Annotated in this window: 23 protein-coding genes; 15 read left to right on the forward strand and 8 right to left on the reverse strand. The window is 70.4% G+C overall.

Annotated elements, in window-relative coordinates; translation table 11 throughout:
* Window positions 1-30: 30 nt before the first annotated feature.
* From HNV26_RS19520 to HNV26_RS19530, 3 genes are read right to left on the reverse strand one after another with little or no spacing between them, the layout of a single operon-like run.
* Complete coding sequence (locus HNV26_RS19520; RefSeq protein ID WP_171444368.1) at window positions 31-1,143, reverse strand: hypothetical protein; 1,113 nt, start codon at window positions 1,141-1,143, stop codon at window positions 31-33.
* A gap of 1 nt (window position 1,144) precedes the next feature.
* The gene (locus HNV26_RS19525; protein ID WP_171444367.1) at window positions 1,145-1,981 is read right to left on the reverse strand and encodes an ABC-2 transporter permease; all 837 of its coding nucleotides are present in this window, start codon (window positions 1,979-1,981) and stop codon (window positions 1,145-1,147) included.
* A complete protein-coding gene (locus HNV26_RS19530; RefSeq protein WP_171444381.1) occupies window positions 1,978-2,865 on the reverse strand; it encodes an ABC transporter ATP-binding protein in 888 nt (295 codons plus the stop codon). The genes HNV26_RS19525 and HNV26_RS19530 overlap by 4 nt, the downstream gene beginning before the upstream one ends.
* Window positions 2,866-3,164: 299 nt before the next feature.
* Between HNV26_RS19530 and HNV26_RS19535 the strand changes: the two genes are divergently transcribed.
* The 7 genes from HNV26_RS19535 to HNV26_RS19565 all read left to right on the forward strand — a co-directional run bounded on the left by HNV26_RS19535 (window position 3,165) and on the right by HNV26_RS19565 (window position 9,431).
* Window positions 3,165-3,374: a hypothetical protein gene (locus HNV26_RS19535; RefSeq protein WP_237077276.1), complete on the forward strand. Its 210-nt coding sequence runs from the start codon at window positions 3,165-3,167 to the stop codon at window positions 3,372-3,374.
* A gap of 24 nt (window positions 3,375-3,398) precedes the next feature.
* The gene (hemB, locus tag HNV26_RS19540; RefSeq protein WP_171444365.1) at window positions 3,399-4,406 is read left to right on the forward strand and encodes a porphobilinogen synthase; all 1,008 of its coding nucleotides are present in this window, start codon (window positions 3,399-3,401) and stop codon (window positions 4,404-4,406) included.
* A 192-nt stretch (window positions 4,407-4,598) separates the two neighbouring features.
* On the forward strand, window positions 4,599-4,988 hold the full coding sequence (gene sglS, locus HNV26_RS19545; protein ID WP_228558335.1) for a type IV pili motility protein SglS: 390 nt from the start codon (window positions 4,599-4,601) through the stop codon (window positions 4,986-4,988).
* Window positions 4,985-5,632, forward strand: coding sequence for an RDD family protein (locus tag HNV26_RS19550; protein WP_171444364.1), 648 nt, complete (start codon window positions 4,985-4,987; stop codon window positions 5,630-5,632). Before sglS ends, HNV26_RS19550 begins: the two co-directional genes overlap by 4 nt.
* Window positions 5,617-7,806, forward strand: a complete 2,190-nt coding sequence (locus HNV26_RS19555) for a D-alanine--D-alanine ligase family protein (protein WP_171444363.1) — start codon at window positions 5,617-5,619, stop codon at window positions 7,804-7,806. Before HNV26_RS19550 ends, HNV26_RS19555 begins: the two co-directional genes overlap by 16 nt.
* A 110-nt stretch (window positions 7,807-7,916) precedes the next feature.
* Window positions 7,917-9,269: a DmpA family aminopeptidase gene (locus HNV26_RS19560; protein ID WP_171444362.1), complete on the forward strand. Its 1,353-nt coding sequence runs from the start codon at window positions 7,917-7,919 to the stop codon at window positions 9,267-9,269.
* Window positions 9,270-9,311: 42 nt separating this feature from the next.
* A complete protein-coding gene (locus HNV26_RS19565; RefSeq protein WP_002636551.1) occupies window positions 9,312-9,431 on the forward strand; it encodes a hypothetical protein in 120 nt (39 codons plus the stop codon).
* Between the two features lie 31 nt (window positions 9,432-9,462).
* Here the strand turns inward: HNV26_RS19565 and HNV26_RS19570 are convergent, their stop codons facing one another.
* Complete coding sequence (locus HNV26_RS19570; protein WP_253816795.1) at window positions 9,463-9,795, reverse strand: hypothetical protein; 333 nt, start codon at window positions 9,793-9,795, stop codon at window positions 9,463-9,465.
* Window positions 9,796-9,883: 88 nt separating this feature from the next.
* Here HNV26_RS19570 and HNV26_RS19575 point away from each other — a divergent pair, with 88 nt between their 5' ends.
* From HNV26_RS19575 to HNV26_RS19585, 3 genes are read left to right on the forward strand one after another with little or no spacing between them, the layout of a single operon-like run.
* Window positions 9,884-11,041, forward strand: a complete 1,158-nt coding sequence (locus HNV26_RS19575; protein ID WP_171445291.1) for an AI-2E family transporter — start codon at window positions 9,884-9,886, stop codon at window positions 11,039-11,041.
* Between the two features lie 60 nt (window positions 11,042-11,101).
* Window positions 11,102-12,157 (forward strand): hypothetical protein, encoded by a 1,056-nt coding sequence (locus HNV26_RS19580; protein ID WP_216612510.1) that lies wholly within the window; start codon window positions 11,102-11,104, stop codon window positions 12,155-12,157.
* A 50-nt stretch (window positions 12,158-12,207) separates the two neighbouring features.
* Window positions 12,208-12,720 (forward strand): hypothetical protein, encoded by a 513-nt coding sequence (locus HNV26_RS19585; RefSeq protein WP_171445293.1) that lies wholly within the window; start codon window positions 12,208-12,210, stop codon window positions 12,718-12,720.
* A gap of 16 nt (window positions 12,721-12,736) precedes the next feature.
* On the opposite strand, the gene HNV26_RS19590 is transcribed toward HNV26_RS19585, so the two are convergent.
* From HNV26_RS19590 to HNV26_RS19600, 3 genes are read right to left on the reverse strand one after another with little or no spacing between them, the layout of a single operon-like run.
* A complete protein-coding gene (locus tag HNV26_RS19590; protein WP_171445294.1) occupies window positions 12,737-13,072 on the reverse strand; it encodes a Carotenogenesis protein CarS in 336 nt (111 codons plus the stop codon).
* Window positions 13,069-13,734: a DUF1109 domain-containing protein gene (locus tag HNV26_RS19595; RefSeq protein ID WP_171445295.1), complete on the reverse strand. Its 666-nt coding sequence runs from the start codon at window positions 13,732-13,734 to the stop codon at window positions 13,069-13,071. The genes HNV26_RS19590 and HNV26_RS19595 overlap by 4 nt, the downstream gene beginning before the upstream one ends.
* Window positions 13,731-14,282: an RNA polymerase sigma factor gene (locus tag HNV26_RS19600; protein WP_171445296.1), complete on the reverse strand. Its 552-nt coding sequence runs from the start codon at window positions 14,280-14,282 to the stop codon at window positions 13,731-13,733. The genes HNV26_RS19595 and HNV26_RS19600 overlap by 4 nt, the downstream gene beginning before the upstream one ends.
* Window positions 14,283-14,449: 167 nt before the next feature.
* Between HNV26_RS19600 and HNV26_RS19605 the strand changes: the two genes are divergently transcribed.
* Window positions 14,450-14,965 (forward strand): ZIP family metal transporter, encoded by a 516-nt coding sequence (locus tag HNV26_RS19605; protein ID WP_366816902.1) that lies wholly within the window; start codon window positions 14,450-14,452, stop codon window positions 14,963-14,965.
* Window positions 14,966-14,982: 17 nt separating this feature from the next.
* Here the strand turns inward: HNV26_RS19605 and HNV26_RS19610 are convergent, their stop codons facing one another.
* Window positions 14,983-16,179, reverse strand: a complete 1,197-nt coding sequence (locus HNV26_RS19610; RefSeq protein ID WP_171445297.1) for a metallophosphoesterase — start codon at window positions 16,177-16,179, stop codon at window positions 14,983-14,985.
* Between the two features lie 170 nt (window positions 16,180-16,349).
* Between HNV26_RS19610 and HNV26_RS19615 the strand changes: the two genes are divergently transcribed.
* From HNV26_RS19615 to HNV26_RS19630, 4 genes are all read left to right on the forward strand, one after another.
* Window positions 16,350-16,826, forward strand: a complete 477-nt coding sequence (locus HNV26_RS19615; RefSeq protein WP_216612511.1) for an FKBP-type peptidyl-prolyl cis-trans isomerase — start codon at window positions 16,350-16,352, stop codon at window positions 16,824-16,826.
* A 118-nt stretch (window positions 16,827-16,944) separates the two neighbouring features.
* Window positions 16,945-18,135: a cyclic nucleotide-binding domain-containing protein gene (locus tag HNV26_RS19620; RefSeq protein ID WP_171445299.1), complete on the forward strand. Its 1,191-nt coding sequence runs from the start codon at window positions 16,945-16,947 to the stop codon at window positions 18,133-18,135.
* A gap of 436 nt (window positions 18,136-18,571) precedes the next feature.
* Window positions 18,572-20,680 (forward strand): elongation factor G, encoded by a 2,109-nt coding sequence (fusA, locus tag HNV26_RS19625; RefSeq protein ID WP_171452849.1) that lies wholly within the window; start codon window positions 18,572-18,574, stop codon window positions 20,678-20,680.
* A gap of 349 nt (window positions 20,681-21,029) precedes the next feature.
* Window positions 21,030-22,432, forward strand: a 1,403-nt coding sequence (locus HNV26_RS19630; RefSeq protein ID WP_171452850.1) for a DEAD/DEAH box helicase, incomplete at its 3' end; no start/stop codon positions are given.

Raw genomic sequence — 22,432 nt, forward strand, 5'->3', positions numbered from 1 at the left:
GGGGGTACCGCGAAAGCGACGACTCCCGGCCTACCGCTCGGCCGCCTCCGCCGCGCTCCGCTCTTCCTTGCAGAACGCCAGGCGCTGCTTGATGACGTCGAGCGGCACCGCCATCTCCAGCTTGAAGGACGTGCCATCCGGCTGGACACGCGCGAAGTCGAGCAACTGCGCCAGGTCCTTCTCGCCTTCAGCCTGCGCCTTGATGCGCGCCATGCTCAGCGCGGCGCCCAGCGTCTTGCCCAGGTCCGTGACCTCGTCGCCATTCGCGCCGCGGACCTCGGCGACCATCGCCACATCGCCGCTCGCGTCGACGTGGAGCTCCACGTTCTGGGCCACCCTGCGGATGCGGTCCGCCAACTCCGCCTGCTCCTTGGGCAGCAGCCGCGCGAGCTGGTCCACGGACAGCACGCCATACATCTCCCCGTAGGTGCTGCCCTCGGAGATGGCGGGGGGCTCGTCCGGGCCGCGGCCCTCCACCCGGTCCACCACCGCCTTCACCTCGTCCGGCGACTTGCCAATCACCAGCAGCTCGTTGTTCCACGTCGCCACCGCGGCCTCGCTCCGGCCACGCGCCGTGCTCCCATCCGGCCGCGTCACCGTCATGTCGCCCGGCTCGTACACCCGGGCGCCTTCGCCGTAGTCCATGGACACGCGCTCACCCAGCAGCTCCTTGAACTTCGCGTTGCCGAAGTTGCCCGACAGCATCATCCCTTCATCGGTGATGACCAGACGGTCCAGGTCCTGGAGCGGGTCCACGCCACTGAGGTTCCGCAGCTCCTCCAGCCGCTTGCCACCGTCCCGCATCAGGCAGTCCAGCAGCAGCTCGCCGATAGGCGAGTGCCGCAGCGCGTTCGCCTCGATGACCACCGCCGTCTTGCCCTCGCCGCGGGGCAGGGCGGCCAGCAGGGGGTCCCTGGGGCGCGCGCGCTCCTGCGTGCCCGCGTCCACCTGCACGGGCAGGACATGCGTCCGGCGCCGTTCCGCGCGCTCCCGCTCGGGGGCTCGCATCCGCCGGGGGAATTCCACCTTCGGCGTCTCCATCGCGGGCTCTTCGCCCTGCCCGGTGAACATCAACACCGCGGCCACCACGAACAGCATCGCCGCCACGACGAGCCACACCCGGCGGCGTCCACGGTTGTCCATGTCAGTAGTCCTTTCCCTCGAAGCGCCAGAACCCCACCGCCAAGGCCCCGAATCCAAACACCAGCACACCGAGCAACAGCAAGCCGAGCGAGCGCACCTCCAGCGGCGTGGATGAAGCGATGTCGCCCGCGGCCACGGCCAGCGCGGACAGCCGCGGCAACACCAGCGTCACCGCCTTGAAGGCTTCGCGACCAAATCCTTCCTCGAAGAAGGGCGTCATCTGCTGCCGGTAGCCCGCGATGATTCCTCCCACCAGGAAGACGAAGCCGGAGGCCGCGCACAGCGCCGCGCTGCGCACCAGCGTCGCCGTGGTCAGCATCACCGCGTACACCGCCGCGAAGCCCACGCACGCCAGCAGCCCCGCGATGAGCGGCCCGGCCGTCCAGTACCCCGCCTTCACGCCGAAGATGAGCACCAGCCCCGTGGTCCCATACAGCGTCCCGCCGACAGCCAGCGTCATCACGCCCAGGAACGTTCCGGCCAGCAGGTGCCAGCGTTGAATCGGCAGCGCCAGCAGGTGCTCGATGCGCCCCGGCGACATCAGCGACGGCGCGAAGTCCGAGCACGCCACGATGCCGAACAGGATGCCGCCGTAGAACACCAGGAACGCGGCGGCCTGGTACACGGGCCGCAGGGCCACGTCGACGGAGCGGATGCTGTTCCTCAGCTCCTCGCCGAACAGCCGGGACGCCGCGAGCGCCCCGTCCACCACCTCGATGCGCAAGCTCAGCGCCACCACGGTGAGCACCAGGGTGATTCCCACCAGGAAGGCCAGGATGAACTTGCGCGACAACGCCTCACGGAGCACGTACCCCGCGATTCCAAGGACTGGCTTCACGCCGCGGCCTCCACCGTTCCCATCAGCACCGACTCCAAGTCTGTTCCGTCACGCCGCAGCTCCACCATCAATGCCCCCGCCGCGCGCGCCCGGTCCAATGCCCCGTTGAGCGCCGCCGGGTCCTCCGCCTCGACGACGTATTGTCCCTCCGCGACGCCTCGGACGAAGCCTGCCGCCACCAGGGCCTCCATGTTGGCGCCCGGGGCGAAGCGCACCAGCCACCGCACGCCGCCGCGCGCCAGGTCCTCCAGCCGGCCCTCGCGCACCACGCGGCCTCCCGCGAGGATGGCGACGCGATCACAGACCCGCTCGGTCTCCGCCAGCAGGTGGGAGTTGAGGAACAGCGTCGTGCCTCGCTGCACCTCGTCCTGGAGGATGCGCCGCACCTCCATCCGTCCCATGGGGTCGATTCCGTCCGTGGGCTCGTCCAGCACCAGCAGGGAAGGGGAGCCCACCAGCGCCGCGGCCAGGCCCAGCCGCTGACGCATGCCCTTGGAGTACCCGCCGATGCGCCGGCCCACCGCGTCCGACAGGCCCACGCGCTCCAGGAGGCGCAGGTTCACCGTCGGGTCCACGGGGAGGCCCTTCAGCCGCGTCACCGTCGCCAGGAAGGCGGGCGCCGTCCAGGTGCCGGGCAGGTGCAGGCGCTCGGGCAGGTAGCCGATGCGGGCGCGGATGCGCGGATCCTCGGGCGAGCCCCCCAGCACCCGGATGGACCCCTCCGTGGGCTGGACGATGCCGAGGATGCTCTTGATGAAGGTCGTCTTGCCCGCACCGTTCGGGCCGATGAGTCCGAAGGCGCTTCCTACCGGCACCGTCAGGTCCATGCCTCGGAGGGCCTCGTTGCCTCCCTTCCGGAAGGCCCGGTGGTACGTCTTCCTCAATCCCCTCACTTCGATGGCGGGTTCCTGGCTTGTCACGGTCGGGAATGTAGACGACTGGACGGTACATCCATTGCGTCAGGTTGCCGGGCGGTCGCCCGGACGGGCGGAACGGTCTCCTGGCCGCGCCCTGCGACGCTCCGTTCGCGCCCGTGGGAAGGCCGCTTCGCACGCCTGCGGTGCCTGCCGCGCCGCGGTAGCTCGTTGTTCCGGGGACTTGGCGGCTTGCAGATTCTTTGGAGCTCCACGGTCCGGCCCGTGCATCGCCCGGCGGCAAACTCAAGCCACGAGGAGCATCGAACATGACGTACGAGGACCGCATCGAACAGCAGCTGCTGGATGCCCGCCGCGAGCTGGAGCAGGCCGACAAGGACCTGGCGGCCGGGACGGAGGCGGCACGCGTGCGCTACGCCCGCGCCCTGCACGAAGCGGACATCGCCGAGCGCCGCGCCCTGCGGCACGCGCGGGAGGCTCGGAACCATCAGAAGAGCTGGAGGCTCGTCGCAGGCTGAGCAGGCGGGCCGGGGCCCAAAACGATGAAGGCGCGGCGCCGCCGGTTTATACCGGCGACCGCCATGGCCTATCCCACCCACCGACCCCGCCGCCTGCGCCGCAACGCCGTCCTGCGTGACATGGTGCGCGAGACGCGCCTCGACCCGGGCGACTTCATCTACCCCCTCTTCGTCGTGGAAGGCCGGGACGTGCGCCGTCCCATCGTCTCCATGCCGGGGATCTTCAACCTGTCGCTGGAGCACGTCGTCGCCGAGGCCAGGCACGCCCGGAAGCTGGGCGTGCCGGCTGTCCTCCTGTTCGGCATCCCCAACCACAAGGACGCCCGTGGCACCCAGGCCTACGCCGACGACGGCATCGTCCAGCGCGCCATCCAGGAGATCAAGGCGGCCGAGCCGGACCTCCAGGTCATCGTCGACGTCTGCCTGTGCGAGTTCACCGACCACGGCCACTGCGGCGTGCTGGAAGGCGGCCACGTCGTCAATGACGCCACGCTGCCGCTGCTGGCGAAGATGTCCGTGAGCTGCGCCAAGGCGGGCGCGGACATCATCGCTCCGTCGGACATGATGGATGGCCGCGTGGCCGCCATCCGCGCCGCCCTGGACGAGACGGGCTTCGGCGAGCTGCCCATCATGGCGTACTCGGCCAAGTTCGCGTCCGGCTACTACGGGCCGTTCCGCGAGGCCGCCCAGAACACGCCCACCTCCGGTGACCGCCGGGGCTACCAGATGGACCCCGGCAACTTCCGCGAGGCCCTCAAGGAAGTGGCCCTGGACGTGGAGGAGGGCGCGGACATGATCATGGTCAAGCCCGCGCTGGCCTACCTGGACGTCATCCGCGCCGTGCGCGAGCGCTGGGAGCTGCCCGTCGTCTCCTACAACGTGTCCGGCGAGTACTCGATGCTCAAGGCCGCCGGGCAGAACGGGTGGATTGACTACGAGCGGGTGATGCTGGAGACGCTCACGTCCATGAAGCGCGCCGGCTCCGACCTCATCATCACCTACCACGCCCTGGAGGCGGCGAAGCTCCTGTAGGCAACAGCCGGGCGGACCCGCGGCGGGTTGAGTCTTGATCCGCCGCGCGCGTTGCGTCCAAATGTGCGTCGCACGATGCCAACCAAAAAGCGGCCTGGACGAAAGTCCCAGAAGCCCCCGCCCCAACGCCGGCCCACCGCGAAGAAGCGGTCCGGCGCCGGTCGCGCGGCCCGTGTCACCCCTCCAGGACCCTTGCAGTACAAAGTGGTCGAGCTGTCCACGGTGGACGAGGGCTCCCTGGAGCGCACCCTCAACGAGTGGGCGGCCCAGGGCTGGAACCTCGACGGCATCCAGTTCGCGATGCGCGAGTCCTCCAAGCGCCCGGCCATGGCCTTCGTCCTCTTCACGCGCCAGGGCAGCCCCGCCAGGCATGATGAAGACGCGGCGCGCGGGCGGCTGATGCGGATGTCGGAGACGGGCAGCCCCACCGCGGCGCTCGCGGCCGAGTACACGCGCGAGCACGTCGAGTGGGCCGCGCCCATGATTTCTCCTTTGAGCGCCCACGAACGGCTGGCGCGTCTGGCGGGGCTGGATGAGCCCGAGCCGCGCGAGGAAGGACTCACGCTGGAGCCGGAGGAGTGAGCACCCCGCGAAGCCGCGTTTACATGGCGGGAAGCCAGCAAGGGGGTGGCCGCGCCTTGCGTTTGGTGTCCGGAGACGCGCAACCCGATTCGCCCTATCCCAAGGCGTCGCTCTGGCTGCGCGGCGGCGCGCGGGCGGTGGACGTGTCGGTGGCGTGGGGCCTGTACGTCGTGTGCGGCGCGGCGGGCGCGGTGGTGGCGCTGCTGTTCCTGCTGCTGGCGGACGGGATGCTCCAGGGCCAGAGCGTGGGCAAGCGCATCTTCGGCGTGAAGGTGATGCATCTGCCCACGCGCTCGGCGGCGCGGCACCGCGACAGCACCCTGCGCAACGCGCCGCTGGCGCTCATCGTGTTGTTGGGAATGATGCCCGCGCCGCATGGGACGGTGGCCGCGGCCGCGGGGCTCATCGTCATCGGCAGCGTGGAAGCGTGGTGCGTGCTGAGGGATCCGCTGGGCTGGCGGCTGGGCGACACCTGGGCGCAGACGCAGGTTGTCGACGGGAAGGTCGTCGCGGGCGTAACCGTTGCAGCTCGCACACCGGTCGCGCATGAGCGCGCCTCCGGCAGGCTCATGTCCGCGGCGAAGGTGCGCCGGGGACGCTCGTCGTTCAGGAAGCGAAGGGGGTACCCATGCGCATCGCGCTGACCCACAACCTCAGGCTGTCTGATTTGGAAGAAGAGGCGGAGTTCGACACGCAGGAGACGGTCAACGCGCTGGCGGCGGCCATCGAGCGCATCGGCCACCGGCTGGAGCGCTTCGAGGTGAGCGGCCCGGCCTCGCGCACCGTGGCGCGGCTGGAGGCCTACAGCCCGGACCTCATCTTCAACACCGCCGAGGGCCGCCGTGGCCGCTTCCGCGAGGCCTTCTATCCGGCCCTCTTCGACGAGCTGGGGTTCCCGTACACGGGCTCGGACGCGTACGCGCTGGCGGTGACGCTCGACAAGCAGCTCACCAAGCTGGTGCTCTCCAAGCAGGGCATCCGCACGCCCGGCTGGCAGTACGTGGAGAAGCTCAACGAGCTGTCCGCGGAGAACCTGCGCTTCCCCGTCATCGTGAAGCCCAACTTCGAGGGCTCGTCCAAGGGCATCAGCCAGGACTCCATCGCGGAGACGCTGGACGAGGTCCGCGTCAAGGTGGCCGCCGCGCTGGAGAAGTACCCGTCCGGCGTGCTGGTGGAGGAGTACATCTCCGGCCGCGACCTCGCCGTGCCGTTCCTGGAGTCGGTGGACAATGACTACGACGGCGTGCTCTCCCCGGTGGAGTACGTCATCGACCCGGCCGTCACGCAGGGCCGCAAGTACGCCATCTACGACTACGCGCTGAAGACGTCGCGGGAGGGCACGGTCAGCGTGCGCGCCCCGGCGCAGATTCCGCCTCGCACGGCGGAGGACGTCCGGCGGATGGCGCAGAAGGTGTACCGGGCGCTCGACTGCCGCGACCTGGGCCGCATCGACGTGCGCCTCAGTGACGCGGGCGTGCCGTACTTCCTGGAGATCAACGCGCTCCCCAGCCTGGAGCCGGGCGCGGGCATCTACGCGGCGGCGGAGCTGGACGGCCTGCACCTGGATGGGGTCATCAACTCCATCATCACCAGCGCGGCGAAGCGGTACAAAATCAAGGACTCGTCGCGTCGCCAGGGCAAGCCGGCGCGCAAGAGCGGTCCGCTGCGCGTGGGCTTCAGCTTCAACGTGAAGCGCGTGAAGCCCACGGCCACGGCGGAGACAGTGGAGGACAGCGAGGCCGAGTACGACTCGCCGAACACGCTCCAGGCCATCCGCGAGGCGATTGCGTCGTGGGGCCACGAGGTCATCGACCTGGAGGCCACGGCCGAGCTTCCGTCGGTGCTGTCGAGCACGCCGCTGGACGTGGTGTTCAACATCGCGGAGGGCTTCAAGGGCCGCAACCGGGAGAGCCAGGTCCCGGCGCTGCTGGAGCTGCTGGACATCCCGTACACGGGCTCGGACCCGGCCACGCTGTCCATCGCCCTGGACAAGGGCCTGGCGAAGAAGATTGTCCGGCAGGCTGGCATCCTCACGCCCAACTTCCAGCTCATGGCGACGGGCAAGGAGCGCCTCAACAAGGAGTTCACCACCTTCCCGCTCATCGTGAAGCCGGTGGCGGAGGGCAGCTCCAAGGGCGTCGTCACCAAGAGCGTCTGCCACAGCGAGGCGGAGCTGCGCGAGGTGGTGCGCGAGATTGCCGGCAAGTACCAGCAGCCCGCGCTCATCGAGGAGTACATCCGCGGCCGTGAGTTCACCGTGGGCCTGCTGGGCGAGCGGCGTCCCCGCGTCCTGCCGCCCATGGAGATCGTCTTCCTGGACCGCGAGGAGAAGAACCCTGTCTACAGCTTCCAGCACAAGCTCGATTGGACGGACCGCATCCGCTACGACGCGCCGGCGAAGCTGGAGCCCGCGCTGCTGGAGCGGCTGCGCACGGCGGCGCGCAACTCGTTCATGGCGCTGGGATGCCGCGACGTCGCGCGCATCGACTTCCGCATGGATGACAAGGGGCGCATCTACTTCATCGAGTGCAACCCGCTGCCAGGCCTGACGCCGGGCTGGAGCGACCTGGTGCTCATCGCCCAGGGCGCCGGCATGGACTACCGGGGGCTCATCGGCGAAATCATGGCCCCCGCCATCCGCCGCTACAAGGAGCGCGAGGCGCGCCGCGCCGCCAGCGAGCACCCCGCTTCGGTGTTGCGCAAGAGCGTGCCCTTGGAGGAGGGGACGCCCGCCGCAGCGCAGCCCGTGGCCGCGACGGCCCCCGCTCCGGCGTCCCCTGCGCCGGAGCCGTCTCCGCGCGTGGACGCGAAGGCCTGAGTCCCACGCGACGCGCTGGCCGCCCCGTCCCGTGCCTCCTCTTCGAGCGGGCGGGCGGGGTCGGCTGGAGTGGTTGACCGTGAGTAGTGGTCGGTTAGTGTCCCCCCTCTATGGTGCACATCCCCGAGGAGACAGGTCCGCGTGTCCGGGCCCGTGAGCTGGGCCTGCCGCTGGGGCGCTTCAAGCCCGGCAAGTTCAACGCCATCACCGACGTGGAGGGGGTGCTCGTCGGGCACAGCACGTTGATACGTGGCGAGGGCCCGCTTCGCCCCGGGCACGGTCCGGTTCGCACGGGGGTCACCGCCATCCTCCCCAACCAGGGGAACATCTTCATGGAGCGCATGACGGGGGGCGGCTTCGTGCTCAACGGCGCGGGCGAGGTCGCCGGCATGACGCAGCTCATGGAGTGGGGCCTCATCGAGACGCCCATCCTCCTCACCAACACCATGGCGGTGGGCGCGGTGTCGGACGGCGTGGCCCGTTACCTGGTGGACCGCTACCCCGGCATCGGTGACGAGCACGATGTCATCATCCCCGTGGTGGGGGAGTGTGACGATTCCTGGCTCAACGACATTTCCGGGCGCCACGTGCGCGAGGAGCATGTCTTCGAGGCCATCAACAACGCCTCCACCGGCCCCGTGGCCGAGGGGAACGTGGGCGGCGGCACCGGCATGGTGACGTGCGACTTCAAGGGCGGCATCGGCACGTCGTCCCGCAAGCTGCCGGAGGTGTTGGGCGGCTACACGCTGGGTGTGCTGGTGATGTCCAACTTCGGGAAGATGCACAACCTGCGGGTGGGCGGCCTGCCCGTGGGCGAGGTGCTGGCGGAGAAGTTCAAGGGCACGCCCAAGCGCGGCCAGACGTACGGCTCCATCATCGCGGTGGTGGCCACGGACGCGCCGCTGCTGAGCCATCAAATCAACCGCCTCTGCAAGCGCGTGGCGCTGGGCATTGGCCGGGTGGGCAGCTACGCGGCGCACGGCTCCGGGGAGATTGTCGTCGGCTTCTCCACGGCGAACATCATCCCCCGGCGCACGCAGAAGATGGTCTACAAGCTGAAGCTCCTCCTGGATCAGCGCCTGGACCCCCTCTATGAGGCGGTCATGGAGGCCACCGAGGAGGCCATCCTCAACGCCATGTGCATGGCCACGTCCATGACGGGCGCCAACGGCAACCACTGCCCGGCGCTCCCCCTGGACGAGGTCCGGCGCTTCCTGGACGCCTGCAAGCCGATTTTCGCGTCCGTGAAGAAGCGCCCCCAGCAGTCGAGCGCCCCGGCGGCCAAGGAGCGGCCCAGCAACGAGGACCGGGAGGGGGACCTGAAGGTGTCCACCGCCCGGCCGACCCAGGTCCGGAGCGCCGAGGGAATCCCGTTTCCCACCCGTCCGGCACCCGACGACACCGGCGAGCCGGGGGGGCCCGAGGGTTCCTCTTCCGGGAGCCCGCCGGGTTCTGATAGTTAAGCCCCTCTTTTCACGTCTCCGTACGGAGCACAGGAGTCAAAGATGGCCCGCAGCAAGAGCAAGCACCGTCGCGTGCAGATGAAGATCAAGCAGGCCTGGAAGAAGCGGGCCAAGAAGAACAAGGCCGAGGCCAAGGCCGCCGCCGAGTCGAAGAAGAAGTAGTCGTTCCGACCGCGCTCGTGCGGCCCGTGGCTCAGTCCCGGGTCGCCGAGAACGGACTGCTGACGGTGCAGCGCTGTCCCCCCGTGTCGGACGCGCGCGCGTAGCTGCCCGTGAGGACGCCGTTGATGGACGCCGTCCCGCCATCCGTCAGCGGCGCCAGGTAGCTGCCGGTGAGCGTCAGGGTGTCCGTCCGGTTCGCCGAGGGCACTCCCGTTCCCGTCATCAGGAAGGTCCCCTGGGCGGTGATGGTGCCCCGGACGGGGACGCCCGCCAGCCGGCTGGTGAGGTTTTCGCCCGAGCGGGTGATGTCCAGGACTTCACCCGTGGGAACCTCCACCCCCAGGAGCGCGCACTCCGGAGGCACGCCCGCGCTTGTGTCGAATTGCAGCCGGTAGCGGCCTTCGACCGCGGGACAGTCCGTGCAGCGGGGGGCTTCTCCGCCACAGCCTGCGGTGGCTGACTCGAGGCGGTGGTCCAATTTCGTATTCGCCGGGCTCTTTGCCCTGGCGCTGATTCTCTTCTCCAGGATTCTGCTGCCGTTCCTGATGCCCGTGTTGCTCGGCGGCTTCCTGGTGGTGCTGTTCATGCCGGTGCAGGACTCCCTGTGCCAGAAGCTGGGGGGCCGCAAGTCTCTCAGCGCCGGGGTGTCCACCGTCACCGTGTTCGTCCTCATCCTTGCGCCGCTGGCGCTGGTCGGGTGGATGGTGGCGCGCGAGGTGTTCCAGCTCGTGGGCCAGGCGCAGGTCCTGCTGGAGCAGCAACACCTGCGTCACCCTTTCCTCGCCAGCCTGCCGCTGGGCTTGGAGCGCTATCTCCGGCTGGACGTGGACAGCGCGGAGACGGAGCGGGCGCTCCTGGCCGCGATGACGGGTGGCGCGTCGTTGCTGCGCGACGTGGCGGCGGCGGGCACGGACCTGGTCATCAACCTGTTCCTGATGTCCGTGGCCATGTACTACTTCTTCCTCGACGGGCGTCGGCTGGTGGCCGAGGTCATGCGGCTCATCCCGCTGGACAGGCGCTACTTCGAGGCCTTCGCGCGCGAGTTCACCGACGTCGCCTACGCCATCATCTATGGCAACACCGTCACCGCGCTCATCCAGGGCGCCGTGGGCTTCGTCGGGCTGCTCATCGCGGGGGTGCCGCATGCCGGCGTGTGGGGCGCGGCCATGGTGCTGGTGGCGCTGGTGCCCGTGGGCGGCACGGCCCTGGTGTGGGGGCCCATTGGCGTGGTGCTCATCGCCGCCAATCAGGTGAGTGAGGGCGTGTTCCTCCTGGCCTGGGGCGCCTTCCTGGTGGGCAGCATCGACAACGTCATCCGACCCCGGCTGTGTGGCTCGCGCATGGCGCTGCACCCGCTGCTCGTCTTCCTGTCCATGTTCGGCGGGCTGGCCGTGTTCGGGATGATGGGCCTGCTGGTGGGGCCGCTCATCGCCTCCATCTTCATGGCCATGGTCCGCATCTACCGCCGGGACTTCCTGGGCATCGGCCGCGCCGAGCACCTGTCGGCTCATGATGAGCACCCGTCGGCGCCTCCCATGTCCGAGCCCGCCTCCTCCCGCATGCCTCCCGCGGCGCCGGCGATGGGGCCCGCCGCGACGCTCAATGCCTGAGCGGCGGGAGAACCGCCGAGCCTGGACTTCCCCGACGGGGTGGGTGAACCTCCCTGGGGAATGACGACCGCCCGACACTCGAGGGTTCGCTGGGGGCTGTGGTGTGCCCTGGTGGTGGCGCTGGCCTCGCCGCAGGCGCTGGCCGCCGCGGCGAAGCGGAAGGACTCGGGACCGGCGAAGCCGGGCGTCGGGGGGCGGGAGGTGGAGGGCGCTGCGCGGCAGCGGCAGGCCCCTTTCCTGGAGGTGGCGCTGGATACGGGCTCGGGCGGCACGGTGGGAGACGCGCCGGCGCGCCCGCCCCTGGCGCGGCTGACGTTGGGGGGCACGACGACGTGGCGCAACGCCTGCGCGCGGCCCGGCGTGAAGTCCTGTGGCGAATATGACCGGCTCCCGGCGAACGAGCGCCTGGGGGACACGGTGAGCTACGCGTCGTCGGTGCCGTACCTGGGCATCGCCGCCGAGCTGGAGCTGCTGCCGCTGGCGAACAGCGAATCCCTGCTGCGCGGCCTGGGCCTGTCGCTGGGTTACCGGCGTGGGTTTTCCTCCACCGACGTGACGCTGGTGAGTGACGCCGGCCGGTCGACCACGCGCGAGGCGGTGGCCACCGACTCGGTGCTCACCGCGCAGGCGCTGTACCGCTACTTCTTCGGCATGGGGGAGGCGAACGCGCTGTTGGGGCATGCGGGGCTGCGCGCGGGCCTCCTCACCCGCGCCTTTGACGTGGATGCGTCCTCCAACAGCCCGCTCACCGGGACGCACCGCTTGTTCCCCGCCGTGGGGTTGGAGGTGTCGGTGCCGCTGCTGCGCTGGGTCCGGCTGGAGGGCGCGGGTCAGTTCTTCCTGAGCCCGAAGCCGGGCAAGGGCCTGGGCGCCGGCAGCGCGGCGTTGGACGCCGAGGTCAGCGACTACGGCACGTCGGTGTCCAGCCTCGGTTGGGAGGCGGAGCTGGGCGTCGGGGGCGACATCTGGGGGCCCTTCGGTTACTCGGTCCGCTTCCGCCTGTCCCGCTTCCAGGACACGTTCTCCGGCGCTGGCACGAAGCTGGGCTGGGATGAGGGCGGCGTGGCGGCGGAGACGTACTCCAGTCTCCACTGGGGCATCACCGCGTCCTACTGAGGCGCGTTGTCGGCTCCCACTCCGGCGCGGCGGAGGCGTAGGGTGCGGACATGTCCGAGCACGTGTCCCCCCAGGAGCTGCGCAGGAAGTGGAAGCTGGCGAACGCGGAGCCGCTGGAGGGCGGTCACCGGCTCGAGGCGTACCGCGCGCTGGCGCAGAGCTGTCCCGCGTTCGTTCCCAATCTCCTGTCGTTGAGCCGCACGTTGCTGGCCGGCCGGAGCGACGCGGCGGACCCGGAGGCCGCGGTGTCCGAGGCCGATCAGGTGCTGCGCTCCGCGTCGGACGTCTCCGCGGGGGCCCCGGAGCCCTTGCTGGCGCTGGGGCACTTCCTCGCCTCGGTGCGGCAGGCGCCGGATGAGGCGGAGCGCGCCTTCTCCTCCGCGGCCAGCGCCGCGATGGCCTTGCTGGAGGAAGCGTGGGCGGGGTGGATTCGCGCGCTGGGCGCGCAGGGACAACTGGAGGCGGCGCTGGAGGTGGAGGAACGGGCGCGGAGCCTCTTTCCCAGCTCCCAGGCGATTTCTCAGGCGGTGGCGTTCGCGCGAGCGCAGTCAGGGGCGCGCTGACGCGGGGCCCGCCACGTCAGGGCATGCGCTCCAGCGAACTCCGGCCGCCGGCCCGCACGGCTTGACGGTGCTGGGCAATCCGGTTGCGGGCCCACTCCGGGGCCAGCTCCAACTCCTCCGGGAAGAAGAGGTCTTCGCCCAGCCCTTCGACGAGCACCTGGATGAGCGGGTCATCGGGGTACTGCGTGGCCGGGTCGTCGAACACCAGCCCCATGACGATTCCCGTCTGGCCCAGGAAGCGCTGGCTGACGGTGCCGTCCTCGGAGTGCGGTACGACGTTCACCTTCGCGCCAATGCGCACCGGTGCGCCGTCCACGTCATGACAGATGATGAGTGAGGGGTCCTGGATCATGGTGCGTAGGAGCGGGGCTTGAGCGACTTCGAGATGAGCACCAGCACGACGGTGATGACGACCCAGGCGAGCAGGTGATGGGAGAGGACGTGCCGCCCGTCCTGCTCACAGGCGAGCTCTCCGAGCAGCGCGCCCGTCGAACCCACCGACAGGCCCGCCACCACGGCGCGCAGCGGCTGGAAGAAGGTGCCGCGCAGCGCGAACAACGCCACCACCAGCGGCACCACGCCGATGGCGAGGTGACTGACGGTGCAGACCCAACCCGGGAGCGACGGGGGGCTGTGCGGCGTGCCCCGGGCGAGCACCAGGGCGGCCGCGCTGACCACCGCCAGCCCCACGCCCAGCCGGCGCATCCAGCGGTCCTTGGGAGACAGCGCGCCCCAGGCGCACACCGCGCTGGTTCCCACCAGCATGGCCAGCAGGGGCGCGCGTGCCAGGAGCAGGGGGCCGGCGACCGCGCCCACCGCGAGCATCACCCCGGCCGCCAGCAGGCCCAGTCCCGCCGACGCCGCCATCAACCAGACCGCTTGCGTGCGCCAGCGCCGCACCGGACGACGAAGCGCCAGTTCGCCCCGGGCCGCGGCGAGCACGCGCTCCAGCGCGGCGTTGTTCTTCGCGGGCGCCTGGGTGAGCAACTGGTCCAGGTCCATCGGTGGCTTCATCGCGCCACCTCCAATTCCAGCTCGCCCAGCAGCTCGCGCAGCTTCTCGTAGCCTCGGTGCGCCCGCAGCCGCGCGGCGCCAGGGCTGATGCCCCGCAGCGCGCCAATCTCCTCGAAGGACCAGCCCTCCACCTTGCTGAGCACCACGGCTTCACGGTGGTCCGGGTGGAGTTGTTGCAAGGCGTCCAGCAGGTGCCTGCGCAGCGACGGGTCGCTGTCATCCGGCGCCGGGGCTGCGGGCGTCGCGGTGTCCTCCCGGGATGCATAGGCGTCTACGTGTCGCTGATGCCTCAGCGCGTCGCGCGCGGCGTTCGCGGCAATGGTCATCAGCCAGGGGGTGAAGCGGGTGCCGGGCTCGTAGCGGCCGCGCGAGCGGATGACGGACAAGAAGGTGGTCTGCAGCAAATCCTCCGCGAGCGCGCCATTGCGCACCATCCGGGCCAGGAAGCCTTGGACCCGCGGCGCGTGCCGCGCGAAGAGGTCCTCGAAGGCGTCCTGTGCTCCGTCGCGAAACCGTTCCATGAGTGCTTCGTCCGTTTGGCTCCGCATCACCCGACTCCTCTACGGGCCACCCGCGAAAGTGTTTCCGGCGGTCGCGATTCTCCAGGTTCGGCGGGGAAAGCTCTGGAGTGTCAGGGGGTTGCGAGCGCCAGCCACATCCCGTCCTGCCCTGGAAGGCGAGGCATTGGTGTTGAGCGCGGAGGCACCTCGGACGCGTGGACCATGGGAGCATCGAAGGCATGGGGGCGGGGTTGGTGGCAAGCCTGCTGGCGGGCACGGCGACGGGCCTGGGCGCGCTGCCCGTGCTCGTCACCTCGGAGCTCAGCCGGAAGGCCCAGGACCGGATGTTGGGCTTCAACGCGGGCGTGATGCTGGCGGCCACGTCCTTCTCGCTGGTCATCCCCTCGATGATGGAGGCTGTTCCTGCGCGTGTGGCACGACCTGAGGCCGCACGAACATGTGCTCAGGGGGCGTCCGCGTCGCGCGCCGCGTTCCTGGCGCTGCTTGCCGGTCTGGTGGAACCGGTCGGAGCGCTGTTCGGCCTCCTGGCCCTGTCACTCAGCTCCGCGCTGCTGCCGTGGGGACTGGCCTTCGCGGGCGGAGCGATGCGCGATGTCATCAGCCACGAGATGATTCCGGAGAGCCACCGCGGCGGTTTCGAGCGCGAGGCCACCACCGGCCTCATGTGGGGCTTCGTGCTCGCGCTGGTGCTGGACATGTCGTTGGGCTAACGCGGTCTCCGAGGGCGCTACGCGGGCAGCAGCACCAGTCGGGCAATCTCCGGGGGCGCGCCCACGCGCATGGGGGGGCCCACGAAGCCACAACCCCGGCTGACGTAGATGAGCGAGTCGCCCGTGCGGCTCAGGCCCGCGTTGCGGTCTCCCCAGATGAGGTCGCCCATCAGGTTGCCCGGGAACATCTGTCCGCCGTGCGTGTGCCCTGAGACTTGGAGCCCCACGCCGCGCCGGGCCACCTCGTCGAAGTTGGACGGCTGGTGCGCCAGCAGTACGGAGGCGCGGTCGGGCCGCACGTCGCGCAACGCCGCGTCCAGGTCATAGCCGCGCTCGCCCAGGCGGTGCGCGCTCCAGTCGTCCACACCCGCCAGTTGGAAGGAGGCCGCGCTGTCGCCAATGGACACGGAGCGGTTGCGGAGCGTGTGGATGCCCAGCCCCTCCAGGAAGGCGACCCACGAATCGGCGCCCGAGTAGTAGTCGTGGTTGCCGGTGACGAACCAGGTGCCGTACCGCGCGTTCAGCTTCCCCAGGCTGGCGGCGAAGCCCCCCAGCGCATTCACGGAGCCGTCCACGAGGTCCCCGGTGATGGCGATGACGTCCGGCTTGAGTGCGTTGGTGCGGGACACCAGCTCATCGATGAATCGGCGCTGAATCACCCCGCCGATGTGGATGTCGGTGAGTTGCACCAGCGTGAGGCCTTCCAGCTCGCGCGGAAGGTAGGGCAGCCGCACGGGGATGTCTCGCACATCGGGTGGGTGGTACGCGCGCCAGCCGCCGTAGGAGCTCATCGCCACGCCCGCGAGCCCCGCGCCCACCGCGATCCCCTGACCCAGCAGTGCCCGGCGCTCCGGCGACGCGGGCGCGGTGGGGGCCGTCGTCTCCGCGCGTGCCTTGCGGCGCTCACGCCACGCGGCCAGGGCCCGTACCATGTCCACCGCCAAGGTGAACATGAGCAGGTAGAGGACCAGGCCAATCCACAGGAGGAAGACGATGCCCAGGCGCCGGGCGCCCTCGGAGGGCAGCACGGAGCCAATGGCCCGCGCGCTCAGCGCTCCGACGAAGCCCACGGCGAACAGCCCCTGGGCGGTGCGCCGCAGCCACTTGCGCTTCGTCACGTCACGGACGAGCCGACGGTAGAGATAGACATGGCCCACCGACAGGACGGCGAGCACGGGGACGAAGAAGAGGAGCAGGCTGACCCAGCGTGGCATCGGGAATCCTGCATAACGAAAGCGCTCCCGCCGCGCTCCAGGATTCCAGGGGGGCAGGCGGGAAGGCGGCATGGGCACACCCCTGGCCCCTTTTCCACGCCGCCGCGCCGGGGCAGGCTTCGCCATCCCGCGAGGCCGATTCCCGGTTCACGCACCCCTTCGAGGTCATCATGCTCCGCTCCCTGCTGGTTCCCATGCTCCTGGCTGTCTCGCTGCTCGGCTGTGGCGACGACGAAAGCGTCAACCCCGACTCGGGAGACCCGACCAAGGTGACGTACGCGGAGTCGCTCAACGTGGACCTGGCCGAGATGACCCGGCTGGAGAGCGGGCTCTACATCCAGGACACCTTCGTCGTGGAGGATGGCGCGCAGGCCGAGGCGGGCAAGCGCGTGCAGGTGCGCTACACGGGCTACCTGCCGGACGGCCGCAGCTTCGACGCCACCGGCAACGGGCCCGCAATCAGCTTCACACTGGGCGTGGGGCAGGTCATCGCGGGCTGGGATGAAGGCATCGCCGGCATGCGCGTGGGGAGCCGTCGCCGCCTCATCATCCCGTCGTCCCTGGGTTATGGCGCCACCGGCTCGGGCGGCCGGATTCCGCCGTACACGGTCCTCATCTTCGACACCGAGCTCGTGTCCGTCCGCTGACGGAGGCGAGGAACTCCGCTCGCCGACGTGCTATAGGAATTCCTTGTCTTCCGGGAAGTCTGGGTCGGTGTGGACCGACCTGGAGGTTCGTGGTGACCCGGAATGGGGGAGGCGAGCGATGTCGCGGTCCGAGGCGGAGATGAGTTTGGAGGGCCCCCGAGCAGCAGTCGCGGGGGAGGGCGCGTTCCACGGGCTGCTCACGCAGCCGTCGTCCGAGGTGGCGGCGCAGCTCTACGAGGAGCTCGGGAGCTCCCAGCGCGAGCGGCTCCAGAAGGAGGCCGCCCAGGCCGCGGTGGCGGAGCGCCAGCGCCTGGCGGAAGTCCTGCGCCAGGCCCGTGACTTCTCGGGCGCCGCGCGCCTGCTGGATGGCTGCGGCGCCGCGGCCCTGGTGGCGGAGCTGTACGTCCAGGGCGGGCGTTACGTGGACGCGGCGGAGGCGTACCTGCGCGCGGGTGAGGTGGAGCGCGCCGCGGCCGCCTTCGAGCGGGGCGGCGCCATGGAGCGCGCGCTGGAGGCCTACCGCGGCCTGGGCGCGCGTGAGGCCATGGCGCACTGCCTGGTGCGCTTGGGGCGTCCGTACGAGGCGGCGCAGCTCTACCGCGAGCTGGGCCAGCCGCACGCGGAGGTGGAAGCGCTCGCGAGCGTTCCCTCTGGTGACCCGCGTCACCTGGAGTCCGTGCTGCGCATGTGCAAGCTGCTGGATGGCGAGGGCTTCACGCGGCGTGCGCTGGCGCTCCTGGCCGACACGATGCGCGGCACGGAGTCGGCGCGGGGAGACCCGGCGCTGGCGGCGGAGAAGGCCCGGCTGCTGCGTCGCCTGGGCATGGACGCGGAGGCCGAGGCCGTCATCGCGCGTCTGCCCTCGAACGCGGCGGCGCCGGAGTCCAATGGCTACCACTACCTGAAGGCCATCCCCATCTTCGGAGAGCTGTCGCTTGAGGACATGAAAGACCTGTACCGCGTGGCGCGGCAGGTGCTCATCCCGGCGGGCGCGGTGCTGCTGGAGAAGGGCTCGCCGGGCAGCGGCCTCTTCGTGCTCATGGAGGGCGAGGTGGACGTGTTCAGCGGGCCGGAGGCGGACGCGCGCCGGCTCAACACGCTGGGGCCTGGCGCCTACCTGGGAGAAATCTCCCTGGTGCAGGATGCGCCGGTGTCCGCCCAGGTCCGCGCGCGCACGGCGGTCCGCGCGCTGCGCATCACCCGCGCGGGTTTCCAGCACTACCTGGACACACATGACGCGGCGGCGCTGCGCATCTTCCGCCTCTTCACGCACAACCTCGCGGCGCGCGTGCGGGCGCTCAGCACCTGACGGCGCGCATGTCTGTCATTCCGGGCTCGTGTGTTCGCACCCGCGCCCGGATTGACAACACGGCGTCTGTGCTTTAATTCAAACGCATCATGAGGCCCGTCTCCTTCAACGCCCTGCTGTGTGCGCGCACGTTCGCGCCGGCGGCGGACGTGTGCCTCGCCCCCCGTCACGAGGTTCTGCTCGACATTTGAGTTGGCGGACCGGTGTCTCCGGCGCGCGGGTTGGCTGGTTCCCGTGTGCCGTGAGCTCCGGCTCCGCCATCTCTCTCATGCCGCGTCCTCGTGTGTCCTCACGTGTCCCTGAGCGGGCCTGACGTGCCCCTCCGGCGAGTCGCGCGTGCGTTCCGCTGAGGCCTTCGCGGCGTCATCCCTTCACTTCAACCGGCGCCTCAATTCAACCCGCGGGCCTCGCTGCTCGACGGGAACGGGAGTCTTTCATGTCTCGCCACACACGCATCGAGCGGTACCGCAACATCGGCATCATGGCTCACATCGACGCGGGGAAGACGACGCTCACCGAGCGCGTCCTCTTCTTCACCGGTCGCATCCACTCCGTGGGAGAGGTGCACGACGGAGCCACGGAGATGGACTGGCTGCCGCAGGAGAAGCAGCGCGGCATCACCATCACCTCCGCGGCCACCACCGCGTTCTGGCAACCCCAGCAGGGGATGGGCGCGGGTGTGCCCCACCGCATCAACGTCCTGGACACCCCAGGGCACGTGGACTTCACCATCGAAGTGGAGCGCTCGCTCCGTGTGCTGGACGGCGCGGTCGCTGTCTTCGACGCGAGCCAGGGCGTGGAGCCCCAGTCGGAGGCGGTGTGGCGGCAGGCGGACCGGTACAACGTGCCGCGCATCGCCTTCATCAACAAGATGGACAAGGTGGGCGCGGACTTCGCCATGAGCGTCGCGTCCATCCAGGCGCGGCTGGGCGCGCGGCCGGTGGCCGTGCAGTGGCCCCTGGGCGAGGGCTCGGAATTCCGCGGGCTGGTGGACCTGGTGCGCATGCGCGCCGTGATGTTCGACGGGGAGGACGGGAGCTTCGTCGACGGCCAGGCCGTGCCGGAGGCCGTGCGCGCGGAGGTGGAGGCGCAGCGGCTGCGGCTCATCGAGGCGTGCGCGGACGAGGACGCCACCGTGCTGGAGAAGTTCGTGGACGGGCGGTTGGAGGACATCACCGCGGAGGACCTGGAGCGCGCGTTGCGCTCGGGCACGCTCGCGCGGACGCTGGTGCCGGTGCTGTGCGGGTCGGCCTTCAAGAAGAAGGGAGTGCAGATGTTGCTGGACGCCATCGTCAACTACCTTCCCGCGCCTTCGGACATGCCCGCCGTGGAGGGCTTTGTCCCGGGCAAGGAGGCGCGTGTGTCCCGGCCCGTATCCGATTCGGGGCCGCCTTGTGCCCTGGCCTTCAAGCTCATGAGCGACAAGGCCGTGGGCGGCATCGTGTTCCTCCGCGTCTATTCGGGCACGCTGCGCGCGGGCACCGTCCTGCTCAACCCCGCCACCGGGCGGCGTGAGCGGGTGGGGCGCTTGATGTTCATGCACGCCAACCGCCGCGAGGAAGTGGCGGAGGTCCATGCGGGAGACATCTGCGCGGCGCTGGGTCTGAAGGGCGTGCGCACGGGCGACACGTTGTGCGACCCGGCGGAGCCCGTGGTGCTGGAGTCGCTGGGTGTCATGGAGCCCGTGGTGCAACTCGCCGTGGAGGCGCGCTCGCCCGCGGAGCTGACGAAGCTGGAGGACGGCCTTCACCGGCTGGCGGCGGAGGACCCGTCGCTGCGTGTGGGCGTGGACCCGGAGAGCGGCCAGGTGCTGCTGTCCGGCATGGGAGAGCTGCACCTGGAGGTGGTGGTGGACCGCTTGAGGACAGAGCACGGCGTGGAGGCCCGGGTAGGCCAGCCCAAGGTGGCCTGGCGCGACACGCTCCGGCGCCGGGTGCGTCAGGAGTACCGCCACGTCCGCCAGTCGGGCGGGCCCGGACAGTACGCGTACGTGGTGCTGGACGTGGGGCCGGCGCCGCGTGGCGCGGGGCTCGTCTTCACGGACGACACGCGCGGGGGCACCATTCCCAAGGAGTTGGTGCCCGCCATCGAGAAGGGCGTGGCCGGGGCCATGGCCCGAGGCGTGCGGGACGGCGTGCCGCTGGTGGACCTGGAGGTGCGGCTCGTGGATGGGGACACGCACGTGCGTGACTCCACGCCCCAGGCCTTCGCCGTGGCCGGCTCCCTGGCGCTCCAGGCGGCGGCGCACAGGGCGGGCGTGCAGCCACTGGAGCCGGTGATGGAGGTGGAGGTCACCACGCCCGAGGAGTACCTCGGCGAGGTGTTGGGGGACCTGGCGGCGCGGCGGGGGCGGGTGCTGGGCATGGAGGCGCGCGGCGTGGTGCGGCTCGTCTCCGCGCGGGTGCCCATGGCCAGCCTCTTCGGCTACGTCACCGGGCTGCGAGGCCGCACCCAGGGCCGGGCCCAGGCCAGCATGCGTCTGGGCGCGTACGAGCCGGTGCCAGAGGCACTCCAGGCCTCTTATGCGGCGGAGGCTCGGGCCTGAGGTGAAGGGCGGCCCCGGGAGCCAGGAGTGGCTCTCGGGGCCTGTAGGACATTCCGGGTCTTTCGACTTGGAAGGATCTGGACCCTGTACAAATGTCCATCAGGGGCCATAAAACCGGAAAGCAAGCCGTTGATTTCACGGGACTTCCGGGACGGGAAAGTGCAGGGTCCCGCGCCGATTCTCCGGAATGGGTAGGGGTGACCCCCTGTTTCCATCCGTTCCCAAAGCGGTTCGGCCGACCGGGCCCGACCGCGCACCGCCAGGCGCCCCGGACATGCGTCCGACTGGGCGCGCTGCGCGGGCTTCCTCCCCTGGGGAGGAGGCGGGCTCTCTTCAACGTCAGGAACCCATGACTTTCGACGAACTGCAGCTTCACGACACCCTCCTGCGCGCCGTCAAGGCGGAGGGTTACACCACCCCCACGCCCATCCAGCAGAAGGCCATTCCCCACGCGCTGGCCGGGCGGGATGTGCTCGGCGTGGCCCAGACGGGCACGGGCAAGACGGCGGCCTTCGCGCTGCCCATCCTCCAGCGGCTGTCCGCCAAGGCGCCCGCGGGCGGGGCGCGCCCGGTGCGCTGCCTGGTCCTGACGCCCACGCGCGAGCTGGCGGGTCAGGTGGGCGACAGCTTCGGAACCTACGGCAAGGGGCTCCCCCTGCGTCACGCCGTCATCTTCGGTGGCGTGGGCCAGAATCCGCAGGTCCAGACGCTGCGCAATGGCGTGGATGTGCTGGTGGCCACGCCGGGTCGCCTGCTCGACCTGATGGAGCAGGGCTTCGTGTCGCTGCGCTCGCTCGAGGTGTTCGTGCTCGACGAGGCGGACCGCATGCTCGACATGGGCTTCATCCACGACGTGCGGCGCGTCATCAAGGCGCTGCCGCCCAAGCGGCAGACGCTGTTCTTCAGCGCCACGCTGCCCCCGGACATCGTGGACCTCGCGCGCAGCATCCTCACGGACCCCATCCGCGTGGAGGTGACGCCGGCGTCCAGCACCGCGGAGACGGTGAGCCAGCAGGTGTACTTCGTGGAGCGCGAGCAGAAGCGCGGGCTGCTGACGCACCTGCTGAAGGAAGGCAACATCCACCGCGCGCTCGTCTTCACCCGCACCAAGCACGGCGCGAACCGCGTGGCGAAGCAGTTGGAGGGCGCGGGCGTCAGCTCGGCGGCCATCCACGGCAACAAGAGCCAGAATGCCCGTGAGCGCGCGCTCGACGAGTTCCGCTCCGGGACGCTCCGCGTGCTCGTGGCGACGGACATCGCCGCGCGCGGCATCGACATCGACGGGCTGAGCTACGTCGTCAACTACGACCTGCCCAACGTGCCGGAGCAGTACGTGCACCGCATTGGCCGCACCGGCCGCGCGGGGGCCAGCGGCACCGCTGTCTCCTTCTGCGACGCCGAGGAGCGCGCGTACCTGCGCGACATCGAGCGCACCATCCGCCGCAACGTGCCCGTGGTGGAGGACCATCCGTACCGCTCGGGCCAGCCCGCGCCGCGTCCCGTGAGTCATGCGTCCGGCGCCGCGCCGGAGGCCCGTCCTTCGGGCAACGGTGGGCGGCCCCAGGGCACGCCGCGTCCCGCGGGCAACGGTGGTGGCGGCGGACACTCCGCGGGGGCTTCGCGCCGCCGCCGGGAGGGGCGTGGTGGCGCTGGCGGCGGAGGCCGTGGGCAGGGCCGTCCCGAAGGGGGCCGCTCGGCGCAGGGCTCGGGTGGCTCCGGTGGCAACGCCAGCAGGGGTGGCCAGGGGGGCTC

It is taken from the genome of Myxococcus xanthus (assembly GCF_013116825.1).
GTDB classification, from domain to species: domain Bacteria; phylum Myxococcota; class Myxococcia; order Myxococcales; family Myxococcaceae; genus Myxococcus; species Myxococcus xanthus_B.

What these genes read in the sequence shown, in the direction of transcription:
- HNV26_RS19585 (WP_171445293.1), top strand. Translation starts at nt 12,208, where the DNA reads ATGTCCGAGCACGTGTCCCCCCAGGAGCTGCGCAGGAAGTGGAAGCTG.
- HNV26_RS19580 (WP_216612510.1), top strand. Translation starts at nt 11,102, where the DNA reads ATGACGACCGCCCGACACTCGAGGGTTCGCTGGGGGCTGTGGTGTGCC.
- fusA (WP_171452849.1), top strand. Translation starts at nt 18,572, where the DNA reads ATGTCTCGCCACACACGCATCGAGCGGTACCGCAACATCGGCATCATG.
- HNV26_RS19600 (WP_171445296.1), bottom strand. Translation starts at nt 14,282, where the DNA reads ATGCGGAGCCAAACGGACGAAGCACTCATGGAACGGTTTCGCGACGGA.
- HNV26_RS19615 (WP_216612511.1), top strand. Translation starts at nt 16,350, where the DNA reads ATGCTCCGCTCCCTGCTGGTTCCCATGCTCCTGGCTGTCTCGCTGCTC.
- HNV26_RS19555 (WP_171444363.1), top strand. Translation starts at nt 5,617, where the DNA reads ATGCGCATCGCGCTGACCCACAACCTCAGGCTGTCTGATTTGGAAGAA.
- hemB (WP_171444365.1), top strand. Translation starts at nt 3,399, where the DNA reads ATGAAGGCGCGGCGCCGCCGGTTTATACCGGCGACCGCCATGGCCTAT.
- HNV26_RS19595 (WP_171445295.1), bottom strand. Translation starts at nt 13,734, where the DNA reads ATGAAGCCACCGATGGACCTGGACCAGTTGCTCACCCAGGCGCCCGCG.
- HNV26_RS19620 (WP_171445299.1), top strand. Translation starts at nt 16,945, where the DNA reads ATGTCGCGGTCCGAGGCGGAGATGAGTTTGGAGGGCCCCCGAGCAGCA.
- HNV26_RS19520 (WP_171444368.1), bottom strand. Translation starts at nt 1,143, where the DNA reads ATGGACAACCGTGGACGCCGCCGGGTGTGGCTCGTCGTGGCGGCGATG.
- HNV26_RS19560 (WP_171444362.1), top strand. Translation starts at nt 7,917, where the DNA reads ATGGTGCACATCCCCGAGGAGACAGGTCCGCGTGTCCGGGCCCGTGAG.
- HNV26_RS19565 (WP_002636551.1), top strand. Translation starts at nt 9,312, where the DNA reads ATGGCCCGCAGCAAGAGCAAGCACCGTCGCGTGCAGATGAAGATCAAG.
- HNV26_RS19610 (WP_171445297.1), bottom strand. Translation starts at nt 16,179, where the DNA reads ATGCCACGCTGGGTCAGCCTGCTCCTCTTCTTCGTCCCCGTGCTCGCC.
- HNV26_RS19590 (WP_171445294.1), bottom strand. Translation starts at nt 13,072, where the DNA reads ATGATCCAGGACCCCTCACTCATCATCTGTCATGACGTGGACGGCGCA.
- HNV26_RS19535 (WP_237077276.1), top strand. Translation starts at nt 3,165, where the DNA reads ATGACGTACGAGGACCGCATCGAACAGCAGCTGCTGGATGCCCGCCGC.